Origin of the sequence: Pseudoroseicyclus tamaricis (assembly GCF_012070395.1) — a bacterium.
GTDB classification, from domain to species: domain Bacteria; phylum Pseudomonadota; class Alphaproteobacteria; order Rhodobacterales; family Rhodobacteraceae; genus Pseudoroseicyclus_A; species Pseudoroseicyclus_A tamaricis.
Map to the genome: position 1 here is coordinate 1303475 of NZ_JAAFYS010000001.1, position 13433 is coordinate 1316907.

At 67.2% G+C, this 13433-nt stretch carries 13 protein-coding genes; 6 read left to right on the forward strand and 7 right to left on the reverse strand.

The features are described 5' to 3' along the window. The first annotated feature begins 73 nt into the window (after positions 1 to 73). The 6 genes from GY170_RS05880 to GY170_RS05905 all read left to right on the forward strand — a co-directional run bounded on the left by GY170_RS05880 (position 74) and on the right by GY170_RS05905 (position 6104). Complete coding sequence (locus GY170_RS05880; RefSeq protein WP_163890860.1) at positions 74 to 1087, forward strand: hydroxyacid dehydrogenase; 1014 nt, start codon at positions 74 to 76, stop codon at positions 1085 to 1087. Continuing rightward, a complete protein-coding gene (locus GY170_RS05885; RefSeq protein ID WP_163890862.1) occupies positions 1087 to 1764 on the forward strand; it encodes an RraA family protein in 678 nt (225 codons plus the stop codon). Before GY170_RS05880 ends, GY170_RS05885 begins: the two co-directional genes overlap by 1 nt. 30 nt (positions 1765 to 1794) lie before the next feature. Beyond that, positions 1795 to 2751, forward strand: a complete 957-nt coding sequence (locus GY170_RS05890; RefSeq protein WP_163890864.1) for a Bug family tripartite tricarboxylate transporter substrate binding protein — start codon at positions 1795 to 1797, stop codon at positions 2749 to 2751. A 95-nt stretch (positions 2752 to 2846) separates the two neighbouring features. Then, positions 2847 to 3323: a tripartite tricarboxylate transporter TctB family protein gene (locus tag GY170_RS05895; protein ID WP_163890866.1), complete on the forward strand. Its 477-nt coding sequence runs from the start codon at positions 2847 to 2849 to the stop codon at positions 3321 to 3323. Positions 3324 to 3326: 3 nt separating this feature from the next. Continuing rightward, positions 3327 to 4835, forward strand: coding sequence for a tripartite tricarboxylate transporter permease (locus GY170_RS05900; RefSeq protein WP_163890868.1), 1509 nt, complete (start codon positions 3327 to 3329; stop codon positions 4833 to 4835). A 66-nt stretch (positions 4836 to 4901) separates the two neighbouring features. After that, a complete protein-coding gene (locus GY170_RS05905) occupies positions 4902 to 6104 on the forward strand; it encodes an MFS transporter (protein ID WP_163890870.1) in 1203 nt (400 codons plus the stop codon). Positions 6105 to 6258: 154 nt separating this feature from the next. Here GY170_RS05905 and GY170_RS05910 read toward each other — a convergent pair whose 3' ends face one another. The 7 genes from GY170_RS05910 to GY170_RS05940 form a co-directional block, all read right to left on the reverse strand. Next, on the reverse strand, positions 6259 to 6534 hold the full coding sequence (locus GY170_RS05910; protein ID WP_163890872.1) for an MBL fold metallo-hydrolase: 276 nt from the start codon (positions 6532 to 6534) through the stop codon (positions 6259 to 6261). Beyond that, positions 6531 to 7010 (reverse strand): hypothetical protein, encoded by a 480-nt coding sequence (locus tag GY170_RS05915; protein WP_163890874.1) that lies wholly within the window; start codon positions 7008 to 7010, stop codon positions 6531 to 6533. The genes GY170_RS05910 and GY170_RS05915 overlap by 4 nt, the downstream gene beginning before the upstream one ends. Positions 7011 to 7789: 779 nt before the next feature. After that, positions 7790 to 8677, reverse strand: a complete 888-nt coding sequence (locus GY170_RS05920; protein WP_163890876.1) for a creatininase family protein — start codon at positions 8675 to 8677, stop codon at positions 7790 to 7792. Next, positions 8674 to 9519 carry a creatininase family protein gene (locus tag GY170_RS05925; protein WP_163890878.1) on the reverse strand — a complete coding sequence of 282 codons (846 nt, stop codon included), beginning with the start codon at positions 9517 to 9519 and terminating at the stop codon, positions 8674 to 8676. Before GY170_RS05925 ends, GY170_RS05920 begins: the two co-directional genes overlap by 4 nt. After that, positions 9516 to 11057 (reverse strand): amidohydrolase family protein, encoded by a 1542-nt coding sequence (locus GY170_RS05930; protein ID WP_163890880.1) that lies wholly within the window; start codon positions 11055 to 11057, stop codon positions 9516 to 9518. The genes GY170_RS05925 and GY170_RS05930 overlap by 4 nt, the downstream gene beginning before the upstream one ends. A 73-nt stretch (positions 11058 to 11130) precedes the next feature. After that, a complete protein-coding gene (locus GY170_RS05935; RefSeq protein WP_163890882.1) occupies positions 11131 to 12249 on the reverse strand; it encodes an extracellular solute-binding protein in 1119 nt (372 codons plus the stop codon). 40 nt (positions 12250 to 12289) lie between these two features. Then, positions 12290 to 13378 carry an ABC transporter ATP-binding protein gene (locus GY170_RS05940; protein WP_163890884.1) on the reverse strand — a complete coding sequence of 363 codons (1089 nt, stop codon included), beginning with the start codon at positions 13376 to 13378 and terminating at the stop codon, positions 12290 to 12292. Positions 13379 to 13433 lie beyond the last annotated feature (55 nt).

Sequence of the window (13433 nt, forward strand, 5' to 3'; positions counted from 1 at the left end):
CCGTCGCGGACTTCACAAACGATAGACCTGCCCCTGGCCGGATTCTCCGGGCCCAGGCCACGAGAGGCTTGCCATGAGCAACACTATCCTTGTCACCGGACCCGATCTGCACCCCTCCGCGGTGGAGATCGTCAAGGCGCGCGGGTTCTCGACCGCTCACACGCCTGCCTACGCCGACAGTGCCAATATCATCGAACTCCTCGCCGAGACGGGCGCGCAGGGCATCGTCTCGCGCATGGGGCGGATCGATGCCGAGGTGATGGACAGTGCGCCGGGGCTGAAGGTCATCTCCAAGCACGGCGTGGGCGTCGACAACATCGATCTTGAGGCCGCCGCCCAGCGGGGCATCCCCGTGATCGTGGCGACGGGCGCCAATGCCGTTTCCGTCGCCGAGCACGCCATCGCGCTGCTGCTGACGGCATCGAAGCGCATCCTGCCGCTGGACGCCGGGCTGCGCGCGGGGCGCTGGGAGAAGCCGGGCTTCTCCGGGCTGGAGCTCGCCGGCTCGACCATCGGGCTCATGGGCATCGGCTCCATTGCCCGCGCGACGGCGCGGATGGCGCAGGGGCTGGGGCTGAAGGTCGTGGCCTATGACCCCTATGCCGACCCCGCCCAGTTCGAGGCGATCGGCGCCGGGCGCTGCGAGAGCTTCGAAGAGCTGGCGAGCCGGTCCAACATCCTCAGTCTGCATTGCCCGCTGACCGACCAGACCCGCGGCATCGTCAATGCCGAGGCGCTGGCGCGGATGCCCGAGGGCTCCTTCGTCATCAACACGGCCCGCGGCGGGCTGATCGACGAGGCGGCGCTTGTCGCTGCCGTGCAGTCGGGACACATCGCCGGCGCCGGGCTCGACAGCTTCGCCACCGAGCCTCCGGGCGAGGGGCACCCGTTCTTCGCCGAGCCGCGCATCGTGGTGACGCCCCATATCGGCGGGGTCACGGCCGAGGCCAATGCCCGCGTCGGCCGCAATGCCGTGGAAGGCATCTTTTCCGTGCTCGACGGCGCGCCGCTGCCGCCCGAGCGCATCATCAACCGCAAGCTGCTGACGCTCGCCGACAAGCCGCTGCCCGCCATGGAGACCCTGTGATGACCGTTGGATTCCGCATCCTCAAGCGCACCGAGACCGCCAGCAAGGAGCTGGTGGAGGCCTTCGCCAAGCTCCCGGTGGCGAACGTCTCCGACGCCATGTCGCGCATGACGGCCGCCGGCCCGTCGCTGCGGCCGATGCACGCCTCCGGCGGCATGGCCGGCGTGGCGGTGACGGTGAAGGCGCGGCCGGGGGACAACCTGATGCTGCACAAGGCCATCGACATGGCCGTGCCGGGCGACGTGATCGTCGTCGACGCGGGCGGTGACTGCACCAACGCGCTGATGGGCGAGCTGATGCTGGCCCATGCCATCAACCGCGGCGTGGTCGGCTTCGTCATCGACGGCGCGATCCGCGATGTCGATGCCTTCGTGGAGACCAACCTGCCGACCTTCGCCGCGGGCGTGACCCACCGCGGACCCTACAAGGACGGCCCGGGCGAGATCAACGTGCCGATCAGCCTCGGCGGCATGGTCATCAACCCCGGCGACATCGTGATCGGCGACGCCGATGGCGTGCTTGCCGTGCCGATGGCCGATGCCGAAGAGATCCTGCGCAAGACCGAAGCCAAGCAGGAGGCCGAGACGCGCCAGATGGAAGCGATCAAGGCCGGCAAGAACGACCGCACCTGGGTGGACGCCGCGCTGACGAAGCTCGGCTGCGCGCTGCCCGAGTAAGACAATCCCAAGCATGCAACGGAGGAAAACATGCTGAAACTCGCCCTCAACACCACCCTCGCGGGCACGCTCGCCCTCGCTGCCGGCGCTGCCATGGCGCAGGACTACCCCGATGAGCCCATCGAGGTCATCGTGGGCTACGATGCCGGCGGCGGCACCGATGTGATGGCCCGCACCGCGGCGCCCTTCATCGAGAAGTACCTCGGCGACGGCGCCAGCCTCATCGTGCGCAACATGCCCGGCGCCAGCGGCCAGATCGGCATCACCGAGGTCGCCAATTCCGACCCCGATGGCTACACGATCGGCACGTTCAACCTGCCCGGCATGATGGCCCGCACGCTCGACCGTGAAGCCGGCTACGACCGTGAGAGCTTCACCTACCTCGCCAACGTCGTGAACGACCCCAACGTGATCGTCACCCCGCTGAACAGCGATATCGACACCATCGACAAGCTGATCGCGGAAGCGACCGAGAACCCCGGCGCCGTCACCGTCGGCATGTCGAGCCTCGGCGGCGATGACCACTTCATGCTGATCAAGCTGCAGGAGATGACGGGCGCCGAGTTCACCATCGTGCCCTTCTCCGGCTCCGCGCCGGCGCGGACGGCCCTGATGGGCGGCCACGTGAGCATGGGCATCCTCAACATCTCCGAGGTTGCCGAATTCCAGGAAGAGCTGAACGTGCTGGGCGTCGCCCAGGCCGAGCGCTCGCGCTTCGCCCCCGACCTGCCGACCTTCCGCGAGCAGGGCGTCGATCTGGTGAACGGCTCCATGCGCGGCTTCGTCGCCCCGGCCGGCCTGCCCGAAGACGTCGAGGCCCAGCTTCTCGAAGCCTTCAACCAGCTCGCCGACGACGAAGAGTTCATGGATGCCATGGCCGCGACGGCGAACCCCGTCGAAGTGGTCACCGGCGAAGACTTCCGCGCCCTGACCTCGGATCTCTACGATCTGGCCGAAGGCGTCTGGAACGAGACGCCCTGGAACTGATGTCTCCGGCCCCCTGAGCGGGGCCGGGGTGAGCCGGGGGCAGCGATGTGCTGCCCCCGGCGCTTTCGCACATTCCCCCCCGTGAGGCGCCAAACATGTCCGCACAACCTTCCTCGCGACTGACCCGGCCGGAGACGATCACCGCGATCGGCATCGTGATCATCGCCGGTGCGCTGCTCATTCCCGCTGCCGGGCTGCGCCCGATCTCGGCCCTGCTACCGGTCGCTATGCTCGTCGGCCTGATCATCCTGTCGGTCTTCCTGCTCATCGCCGACCAGCGCAAGGCGACGCTCGAGCAAAAGGGAGAGCGCGAGCCGGCCGGTCCGCTCAGCGACTCGCCGAAGCGCGCCCTCGGGGCCTTCGCCCTCATCGTGCTCTACGCGCTCGCCGTCGACGTCGCCGGTTTCTACGCCAGCACCATCGTGATGCTGCCGCTGGTGACCTACACCTTCGGCTACCGCTCGCTGCCGCGCATCGCGCTGGCCACCGTGATCGTCGTCGGGGCGATCTACCTCATTTTCTCGGTCGGGATGTCGCAGAACTTCCCCACCGGCATGCTCTGGGAGTCGTAAGCGATGTATGGCGACCTTCTGAGTGCGCTGCCCGAGGTTATCGGGTTCACCAATTTCGCGGCCGTGGTCATCGGCGTCATCGCCGGGATCGTCGTCGGCGCCATGCCGGGCCTCAGCGCCACCATGGCGATCTCGGTGCTGGTGCCCTTCACCTTCGGGCTGGAGCCGCTCGTCGCGCTCGGCATGATGGCGGGCATCTACAACGGCGCCATGTATGGCGGCGCGATCCCCGCCGTCCTGCTGCGCATCCCCGGCACGCCGGCGGCCGTGGCGACCACGTTCGACGGCTACCCGATGGCCCAGAAGGGGCAGGGCGGGCTGGCGCTGCAGGTGGCGGTGGTCTCCTCCTCCATCGGCGGCATCGCCTCGGCCTTCGCGCTGATGCTGCTGGCACCGCCGCTCAGCAAGGTCACGCTACTCTTCGGCCCGTCGGAAGTGTTCTGGGTGGCCGTCTTCGGCCTCGCCTCGATCATCTTCCTGCTCGGCGGCAACGTCGTGAAGGGCCTGATCAGCGCCTGCTTCGGGGTGTTCGTCTCCGTCATCGGCTCCGACCCGATCTACGGCTCCGACCGCTTCACCTTCGGCCAGCTTGAGCTGCTCGACGGCATCTCCATCGTCATCCTGCTCGTGGGTCTCTACGCCCTGCCGCCGGTGATCGACCTGCTGGAGACGCCGCTCAAGACCGACGGCGTCAGCAGCTCCAAGCTCGGGACGGACCCGATCTGGAAGTCGCTGCCCTCGATGAAGGGCTACTGGAAGACGTGGCTGCGCGGCTCCATCATCGGGATCTGGATCGGCATCCTGCCCGGCGCCGGGGGGTCGATGGCGGCCTTCATGAGCTACAACGAGGCGCGCCGCACCTCGAAGAACCCGCAGGACTGGGGCGAGGGGGAGCCCGAGGGCGTCGCCGCCTCCGAGGTCGCCAACAACGCCGACACCGCCTCGGCGCTGATCCCGGCGCTGACGCTCGGCATCCCCGGCACCGCCGTGGCCGCCGTCATGCTGGGGGGCCTGCTCATCCACGGGCTGCAGCCGGGGCCGATGCTCTTCCGCGAGAACCCGACCATCGTGTTCGGCTTCATGTGGCAGTTCCTCTTCGGCGCCATCCTTCTGGTGCTGCTCGGCGGCTCGCTGGCCACCAACAGCTTCGCGAGGCTCCTGAACCTGCCGCGCCCGCTCCTTGGCTCGGTCATCATCATGCTGATGCTGATCGGCGTCTATTCGATCCACGGGCGGATGTTCGACGTCTACCTGATGCTCGGCTTCGGCGCGATTGGCTGGGTGATGGACAAGCTGAAGTTCCCGCTGCCGCCGGTCGTGCTGGGCCTCATCCTCGGCGCCTTCGCCGAAGAGAACCTGCGTCTCGCCCTCAGGATCGGCCGCGGAGACTGGACGCACCTGTTCTCGAACGTCACGAGCCAGATCCTCGTGGCGCTGACGGTGGCCGTCGTCGTGGGGCCGATCATCAAGCGGCGCGTCTTCGACAGGCGCAAGAAGGACAAGGCTGCCTGACAACACCGCCATGAGCCAACAAGGGGGCCCTCGGGGGCCCCCTTCGCCATTTCAACCGAGGGGCCCATGCGCCTTCTGCTGCACCGCGATCTCGCGCTCTACCTTGCCGGCAACTTCGCTTCGATCACCGGCACATGGGCGCAGCGCGTCGTCGTCTTCTGGCTGGCCTGGGAGCTGACGGAATCCCCCTCGATCCTCGGCGTGCTGGCGGCGCTGGAGCTTCTGCCCTCGATCGTCTTCGCCCCGCTCGCCGGCACATGGGCCGACCGCCGCCCTGCCGCCCGGCTGGCCCGAGACGTGCAGGCCGCCTCGATGCTGCCGCCGCTGGCGCTGCTGGCCGTGGCCCTGATGGGAGAGCCCGGGCTGCCGGCGCTGGTGATCGTCACGCTCGCGACAGGCGTGCTGAACGGGCTCGACCATCCGCTGCGGCTGCTGCTTGTGGGGCGCGTGGCGCCGAAGGGGCAGGTCTCGGGCGCGGTGGCGTGGAACTCGGCGGCCTTCAACGTCGGCCGCATGATCGGCCCGGCGCTCGGCGGCTGGGCCATCTCCGCCGGCCAGCCGGAGTGGATCTTCGGCTACAACGCGCTGTCCTACCTCGGCTTCGTCGTCGTCCTGACCATCGTGGGCCGGCACATGGCGGCGACGGAGCCGGGCGCCGCCTCGCGCGGCCAGGCGAGCTGGCGCGGCCTCCTGCGAGCCTTCCCCCGCGACGTGCTGCTGCTCTTCGTGCTCTTCGCCGCCACGGCCGGCCTGCTCCGCCCGATCTTCGAACTCCTGCCGAGCTTCGCCGACAGCTTCAGCGGCGGGGTGGAGGCCGGCCCGGCGAGCGGGGCAGGGGCCTTCTCGCTGCTCACCACGGCGCAGGCCGCCGGGGCGCTCGTGGGGGCACTGGCGGCGTCGGTCCTTTTCGCGCGGTTCGGCAACCGACGAGTCGCCATCGGCATGGCCTTCGTCGCCGCGCTCTCGGCGCTCGCCTTCGTCGCCACCCCCAACCTGCCGCTGGCGGTGCTGGCGGTGGCGGTCATGTCAGGCGCGACGCTCGGCAATGGGATCGCCACGCAAGTCGACCTGCAGACGACACTCGACGAGAGCGTCCGTGGCCGCGCGCTCGCGCTCTACACGATGACGTTCCGCGGCCTTCCGGCGCTCGGCGCGCTGTTGCTCGGTGTGCTGGGGGAGGCGCTCAGCGTCCATCTCGCCGCCGCGCACTCCGCGCTCGTGCTGCTGGCGGTCTGGGCAGTGCTGACGCTGCGCATCCGGCGCCACTGAGGGCGCCGCCGGCGGGCGCCCATCATCTCGCTCCAATAGGCCATACGGTCGACCGACTCGCGCCACAGGTTGACGGTGGCGATGTGGCACGGCGCACCGACGCCGCCCATGTAGGAGCCCATGTGCTCCTCGCCTTACCTGGTGAGCGGGATCATCAGCGAGACGGTGCCGGCGTGTGGCCGGGCGTCACGAGGGCGGTCAGCGTGGTATCGCCGAGCGTGATCTCCATCCCGTCGGTGATGACGAAGTCATTCTCGTCACGCTCGGGGATCTCGCCGGCGATCGTCGCAAGCTGGTAATCTGCTTCGGACATGCCGACGGAGGCACCGGTCAGCTCTTTGAGATACTCAAGGCTGCCCGTGTGGTCGAAGTGGCCATGCGAGATGATGATGATCTCGATGTCCTGCGGGTCGAGACCCATGCGCATCATGTTGCCGACCGTGAAGCCCTCGGCCTGTTCCGCGTGTCGAGCAGGATGATGCCTTCGCTGGTGTCGAACGCCCAGATGGTATTGGCGTCGTTGCCGATGGAATAGACGTTGTCGAACACTCCGAGCGGCACGCGATATTCCGCGTTCAGCGCGGTGCCGCCATGCGGGTTCTTGCACTGGTAGAACAGCGTCGGGACCCGGTTGCCGTCAGCGGCGACGGCGGCGAGGCTGGCATATTCGAGGGCGGCGGGCGCGGTGTAGCCGCTGGTCTCGACCATCTCCTCGACAGTGTTGATCTCGGGGCGGCCACCGTTGGGCGTGTCCTCGTGGCCTTCCCAGACATCGCCCGGGCGCTGCGGCGAGAGCGGCGTGTTCTCCGGGTAGGGTGGGATGTCGTCCTGCGCGAAGCCGAGCGTGCCCTGCAGGGCGAGGGTGGCGATGCCGGTTGCGAGGGCCAATTTGTTCTTGATGGTCATAGGATATTCCAGCCGCTGGGGCTGTCCTCCTCCTAGGTGTCTGCGCCGTGTCCGGGGCGATGGTCCGACGAGCGAGCAAACGTCGACGGGGCCGGCGACGCGGACGTCGCCGGAATGGACGGCCATGCATGCCGCGGCCGTCTCGAACCGCCCGGCGAGGGGGACGTGTCAGATTCTGATCTGTTGCTTGAAACCGAGCTGCCCGTGGGCGGTCTGTCTCTTCCTGCAGGGGAGGATGGCATGAAGCGCTTGTGCCGCGAAGCGGAAATATCTGTTAATTAGGTTAATGACAGCTGCATAAAATGCCGTTCGATGGTCTGAAACGCGAGGCCTAGGAGCACAATTTCTGCGTCCGACGCCAGTATATGCGTGCAGTCTTGCAGTCGGTTGTTGCCTCGGGGGCGGCCATATCGAGGCGCCCGGGCTTGTGGACCTCTACTCAAAAAGTTGATCCTGCTCGGGGTGAGCCACTTGGGCCGGAGACTGCGCATGGGCGCATCGGTTTGGTTGGCTGGGTCTGTCTGCTGCTGTAGATCTTGCCTTCCAAATGAAGGCCTCTCTACTGTGACCCGGCACACAAGTGAATCGTAGCCCTGCGTTTCGGACGCGGGCTGCAGACGATATCGCTGCGTACCGGGCGCGCTCACGAGCACCGTGGACCCGAAGTCGCTTGGAGACCCCCCTGACCTTTCAGTAGGCCCTCTGTAATGTTGACGACGCTAGGGAAATAGATGCGAGCGGCGACCCGCGCCCGATACTCCACTCGCAGAATAACTCCATCACAACTCGGCGCGGCTGTAGTCTTCCGTGCCGCTCAGGTCGTGGCGGATCACATCGACGAGCCAGCCCGTCATCAGGTCATAGACCAACTCGCCGCGTTCGGCGGTGGCGAGCTGTGGGTCTCCGGTGATGCCGCTTTTGAACCCTTCGAAATAGGGCTCTGCCATCTTGTACCGACCGACGCCGCCGCCGAGGTAGGGGAGGTTGTCGGCGTCGGGACGGTCGTCGCGGGGGGTGGGGTGCCAGGGCTCCGCGAGGTGCATCCGGCACAGATGGGGGGCGGTGGCCAGCATGCGGCAGGTCTCGCCTTCTCCGCCGTGACCGTCCTGCGCCTTGGCTTCCATGTACTTGGAGTAGCGCGGGCGGGCGCCGACGAGCCAGTTAAGGGTGACCACGTTCGCCTCCGTCGTCTCGCATAGCTTCTTCGCCACGATCTGCATCGGGGCGTCGCTCTCGGCATGAAAGCCGAGAAAGTAGAGCCGGCGAAACCCCTGTTCGATGATCTCGCGGCCGATCTCCTCCAGCACCAGCATGAAGGTCTGGGCGGAGAAGTTGACGTTGCCGGGCAGCTTGATCGGCGTTTCGCTCAGAAAGCCGCGCGGCCCGAAGGGGATGGCCGGCCCGACGATGGCAGGATGGCCTTCGGCGTGCAGCTTGGCGACGGTCCGGCGGGCAAGTTCGATCCCCTGCATCGTGTCGGCGCCCAGAGGCAGATGACCGCCATGTTGCTCTGTCGCGCCGAGCGAAATGAGGATGACGGCATTGTCCTCGATCGCCTTGCCGACTTCGATGGAGGTCATCTCGTCGAAGTACGGCACCATCCGGTGGTCAGGGGCCGATGTAGAGGTCGTGGTCGTGTCACTGGTGGGTGTCGAAGAGCCAGTCATGCCGAGCGCCTCCACATGGCGTATTCCTTGCGAATGACGTCGCAGATCCACTCGTTCACCACCTTGTAGTAGGCTTCGCCGGTTTCGGCGGTCGCATAGTCGGGATCGCCCCAGAGGCCGTCCTCGAATCCCTCGAAGACTTCGGGAGGATACTTGTAGCGACCGATGGCACCGCCGAGGTAGGGCATCCGGTCCTGGCGTGCCGGATCGGTGGGCAGAGCGGGGCGGTAGCTGACGCATTTGTCCATCCGCACGAGGTGCGGGGCAGAAGCCAGCATCCGGGCCGTTTCGCCTTCGCCGGCGTGCCCCTGTGAGCCGGGGGCCAGCTTGATCTTGCCGTAGTCCGGTTGGGCGCCGATCAGCCATTGCACGGTCAGGACGGATGCATCGGTTTCCTCGGACACCTCTTTGGCGACGAGCTGCAGGACGGGGTCGCTCTCGGCGTGGCCGCAGATGAGGTAGATCACCTTGAAGCCCTGGCGGACGAGCTCCAGGCAGATGTCCTTGGACAGGGCATGCAAGGTGGCGTGCGAGACGTAGATCGAGCCGGAGAAATCCCGCGGGCTCTCGCTCTGAACGGCCGAGGGGCCAAAGGGCACGGCTGGTCCGACGAGCAGGGGAACGCCTTCGGGATTGAGAGTGGCTGCGGCGCGGCGGGCGATGTCGACGCTCTGGTAGGTGTCGGTGCCGAGCGGCAGGTGGCCGGCGTGCTGTTCCGTCGCGCCGAAGGGCACCACGACATGCGCGCCGGCTTCAGCGGCTGCGGCGACATCGGGCGATGTCAGCTCGTCGAAGATCGGGATGTCACGCCAGTCGCCGGAATCGGGATAGGGGAAGCTCATGTCTCTGTCCTCGTGTCTTGAAGGGCTTTTGCCGCTGGACCGGTGGTGGGCGGCAGCGGTGCCGCCCCGGCCTGCGGATGGGGGGAGAACGCCGCGCAGAACTGGCCGATGACCGGCTGCAGCTTGCGAAACAGCGCCTTGTTGTCGGCGTTCAGCGTATCGAGACGGGCGACCGCATCGGTGACCTGCCGCTGCAGGCGGGCCAGGTCGACGGTCATCAGCCTGCGGTCGCGCACGATCATGTGGCCGTCGATCATCACGTGGCGGACGGCAGTGGCATCCTCTGCCTGCACCAGCTGCATGGTTACGTTGCGCAGAGGCATCCAGTGCACCCAGCCGAGATCGAGAAATACGATGTCGGCGGCGTAGCCGACATCGAGCTTGCCGATCCCATGCATGCCGAGCGCCTTCGCCCCGCCTTCGGTGGCGGCGCGGGCGGCTTCGGCGCTGGTCACCCAATCTTCCGCGTTGGGCGACTGGACGTGGGACATGTACCCGGCGAGTCGCGTCACCTCGTACATGTTCTGATGATCGCCGCAGGAGGCACTGTCGGTGCCGAGCGCGACGTTCATCCCGGCGTCCAGCAGGCGGCGCATGCGCGGCAACCCGGAGCCGAGACGCAGGTTGGAGCTGGGATTGAGCACCGCCGTCGCGCCGGCCTCAGCCAGAAGGGCGATGTCTGTGTCGTTCAGCCACACGGCGTGGGCGACGGAGAGGTTCGGGCCGAGGAAGCCCACATCGGCCAAGTGTTCGGTCAGTGACCGGCCCCAACGTTCGCGGGCGGTCACCTCCTGGATGCGGCTTTCGGAAAGATGTGTCTGAATCGGCAGACCGCGGTCGCGGGCCAGCCGCGCGGCGCCCGAGAGGAATTCGTCGCTGCACAGGAGCGGGACGGTGGGCCCGAGCGCGAAGGCGACCTGATCGCGGTCGAACGGCCAGGCGTCGTCGATTGCGGCAAGGCGGGACAGGAGGGCCTCGGAGCTCGGCGCGGTCCAAGGCGTGATCTCGGCGCGTAATTCCTCAGGTATGGCCTCGATCAGGCCCGGGATGGAGGAGAGGAAACTGCCGTCGGCCACCATAGGCGCCATGACGGCGCGCATTCCGACGTCGCTGTAGGCGCGGCCGGCCGTCGCCATCCCCTCGTAGGACGCGGTGGGGAATTCCCAGAACAGGTCGTAACAGGCGGTGCAGCCTTTCAGGACCATCTCGGCAGCGCCGATCAGCGTGGACAGATACTTGTCTTCGTGGCTGCGGTTGCCGTTCAGCCAGAAGCTCCCGGCCAGCAATGTCTCCAGCGTCAGGTCATCGGTCAGCGCGCGCGAATAATGCCCGTGGCCGTGTGTGTGCCCGTTGACGAGGCCGGGATGCAGCAGGCATCCGGCCGCGTCGATCTGCTCGCAGTCTTCGGGGGCTTCCATGCCCGGTGCGCCGATCAAGGCGATCTTGCCATCGCGCACGAGGATGTCGGCAGGGGGGGCAGTATCCGCGCCGGGACGCAGAATCCGCCCGCCGCGGATGACGCAGGTTCGAGAGGCCATCAGTCGACAGCCCCTGCGAGAAAGGGGCGGGCGCCAGCCCGGCACCATTTGGCTGAGCCGGCGTCCGCGAAGGTCACGAGATGGTCTCGATGTAGCGGTTGAGGACTTCGGCCGAATTCTCGGCGTACCACTCGGCATCGGCCGAGATCTGCTTGGCGAAGTTCTCCGGCGAGCCGGGGTCGAGCGGTTTCAGCTCGTCGGGCACCATCGAGGCGGCTTCGGGATTGACTGGGCCATTGCCGAGCAGCTCGAACAGGACGACCTGCGCCGCCGGGTCCTGGGTCGAGGCGATGAATTCGAACACGGCGCTTCCCGCCGGGTTCCCCTTCATCACGATCCAGGCGCCGGGCCAGACGATGCCCTGTTTGTAGGTGAACTCGATCTCGGCGTCGGTCTCGCGCCGGACGACGCTGGCGCGGGTGTTGAACACGTTGCCCATGACCACTTCACGGTCACGGAAGAGCTGCTGGCTTTCAGAGCCGGAGCCCCAGAAGATCGTGTTCTCCTTGATCTCGGCGATCTTGGCGAGCGCCCGGTCGACGTCAAGCGGGTAGAGGTCTTCCGGCGCGACGCCGTCGGCCATCAGGGCGCTCTCGAGCTGGCCGTCGATGTGGCGGCGCAGGGTGCGGGTGCCGGGGTAGTCGGCGAGGTTCCAGACATCGGCCCAGCCGGCAGGCTCCCAGTCGGGGAAGACTGTGGTGTCCCAGCTGATCACGTTCGAGAAGATGTAGTTGCCGATGCCCCACTGGCCGGCATGCTCCGGGCGCACCTTGCTGCGATCGACGATCGTGTAATCGATCTCTTCCAGCAGCCCCTGACGGCCGAGCTCCAGCGACGCAGGCATGTTGCGGTCGGCGACGTCCCACGTCACTGCGCCGCTCTCGACCATGCTCTTGACGGCGCCCGACGAGGGGCCCGAGCCGTCGACGTAGACGGAGTATTCCGGGTCTGCCTGCATGAAGGGGTCAGCGAAGGCCTCGGTCATCGCCGTGACTGCGTCGCCGCCCCAGTTGACGAGGACGATCTCGCGGCCCTGCGCGAGAGCCGGCGTCACGCGGAAGGCGGTGGATGACACGCCGAGCGCGGCCAGCACGGTCATGAACGTGCGCCGATTGACGAGCTTGCCGTCGGTCATCTCGCGGAAGCGCTCGACACGGGTTTCGGTATCGCTTGAGAGTCTTCTGTTCTTCATGATTTCCGTCCTGCTTGAGTGGTGGGTCATGGTCTTAGGGTCATCTGTCGTCGCGTACGATGCAGCCCGCATCGGGCGGCCAGTGGAGGCGCAAGGCCTGCCCTTCCCGCGGCTCGAACGCGGCCTGCCATGTGGGGAGCTGCACGTGAAATTCGCCCAGATCGGTTGCGACCCGGCAGGTGACGCTTGCGCCGAGATAGCTCCAGGCGGTCAGGCATCCGGGCAATCCGGGGCCACTGCCGCTGTCGACTGTCACGGCGATCTTCTCGGGGCGGATTGCCAAAATCACGGGGTTCCCCTCGGCCGGGATGTCGGCCCCGGGCGGCAGATCCAGAACATGGGGGCCGGCCACCACAGCCGGTGTGCCGTTACGGCCGGAGACCCGGCCCTCGACGTAGTTGCTGCGGCCTAGGAAGCTGGCGATGAAGTGGGTCTTGGGCCTCTCGTAGAGCGCGCTCGGCGCCCCTGACTGAACGACCTCGCCGCCCCTGATGATTGCGATCTGGTCGGACATGGACAGCGCCTCTTCCTGATCGTGCGTGACGTAGACGAAGGTCAGGCCGAGGCGGGCGTGCAATGCCTTCAGCTCCCACTGCAGGTCGGCCCGCAGCGACTTGTCCAGCGCCGACAGCGGCTCGTCGAGCAAAAGCACCTGCGGTTCGAACACCAGCGCGCGGGCGAGGGCGACCCGCTGTTGCTGGCCCCCGGAGAGCTGGCGCGGATACCGGTCGGCGAGGTGCCCGAGCTGGACGAGGTCGAGCGCGCGCTTCACACGCTCCTGGACTTCGGCGCGGGGGCGACGGCGAAGCTTCAGCGCGAAGGCGACGTTGCCGGCCACGGTCAGGTGCGGAAAAAGGGCATATCCCTGAAACACCATGCCGAACTCGCGCTTCTCCGGCGGCATCGCGATGATGTCGCGGCCGTTCGCGAGTATGCGCCCTGCATCGGGCCGGGTGAATCCGGCGATCGACATCAGAAGCGTGGTCTTGCCGGACCCGGAGGGTCCCAGAAGCGTCGTGAAGCTACCCGCGGGAATGTCGAGGCTGACGTCCTTCAGCGCGTAGGTTTCGCCATATTGCTTGACCACTCTTTGGATCATCACGCCGCTGGGGGCCTGGGTCTCGGTCATGTCGGGATCTCCATGGTCCGCTTGAGCGCGGGGCGTCGGGTCAGGGTGGTTCTGC

Bases quoted from the DNA above. Each gene is read 5' to 3' on its own strand.
- GY170_RS05880 (WP_163890860.1), top strand. From the start codon at position 74: ATGAGCAACACTATCCTTGTCACCGGACCCGATCTGCACCCCTCCGCG.
- GY170_RS05920 (WP_163890876.1), bottom strand. From the start codon at position 8,677: ATGACTGGCTCTTCGACACCCACCAGTGACACGACCACGACCTCTACA.
- GY170_RS05895 (WP_163890866.1), top strand. From the start codon at position 2,847: ATGTCCGCACAACCTTCCTCGCGACTGACCCGGCCGGAGACGATCACC.
- GY170_RS05935 (WP_163890882.1), bottom strand. From the start codon at position 12,249: ATGAAGAACAGAAGACTCTCAAGCGATACCGAAACCCGTGTCGAGCGC.
- GY170_RS05910 (WP_163890872.1), bottom strand. From the start codon at position 6,534: ATGATGCGCATGGGTCTCGACCCGCAGGACATCGAGATCATCATCATC.
- GY170_RS05930 (WP_163890880.1), bottom strand. From the start codon at position 11,057: ATGGCCTCTCGAACCTGCGTCATCCGCGGCGGGCGGATTCTGCGTCCC.
- GY170_RS05905 (WP_163890870.1), top strand. From the start codon at position 4,902: ATGCGCCTTCTGCTGCACCGCGATCTCGCGCTCTACCTTGCCGGCAAC.
- GY170_RS05940 (WP_163890884.1), bottom strand. From the start codon at position 13,378: ATGACCGAGACCCAGGCCCCCAGCGGCGTGATGATCCAAAGAGTGGTC.
- GY170_RS05885 (WP_163890862.1), top strand. From the start codon at position 1,087: ATGACCGTTGGATTCCGCATCCTCAAGCGCACCGAGACCGCCAGCAAG.
- GY170_RS05890 (WP_163890864.1), top strand. From the start codon at position 1,795: ATGCTGAAACTCGCCCTCAACACCACCCTCGCGGGCACGCTCGCCCTC.
- GY170_RS05915 (WP_163890874.1), bottom strand. From the start codon at position 7,010: ATGACCATCAAGAACAAATTGGCCCTCGCAACCGGCATCGCCACCCTC.
- GY170_RS05900 (WP_163890868.1), top strand. From the start codon at position 3,327: ATGTATGGCGACCTTCTGAGTGCGCTGCCCGAGGTTATCGGGTTCACC.
- GY170_RS05925 (WP_163890878.1), bottom strand. From the start codon at position 9,519: ATGAGCTTCCCCTATCCCGATTCCGGCGACTGGCGTGACATCCCGATC.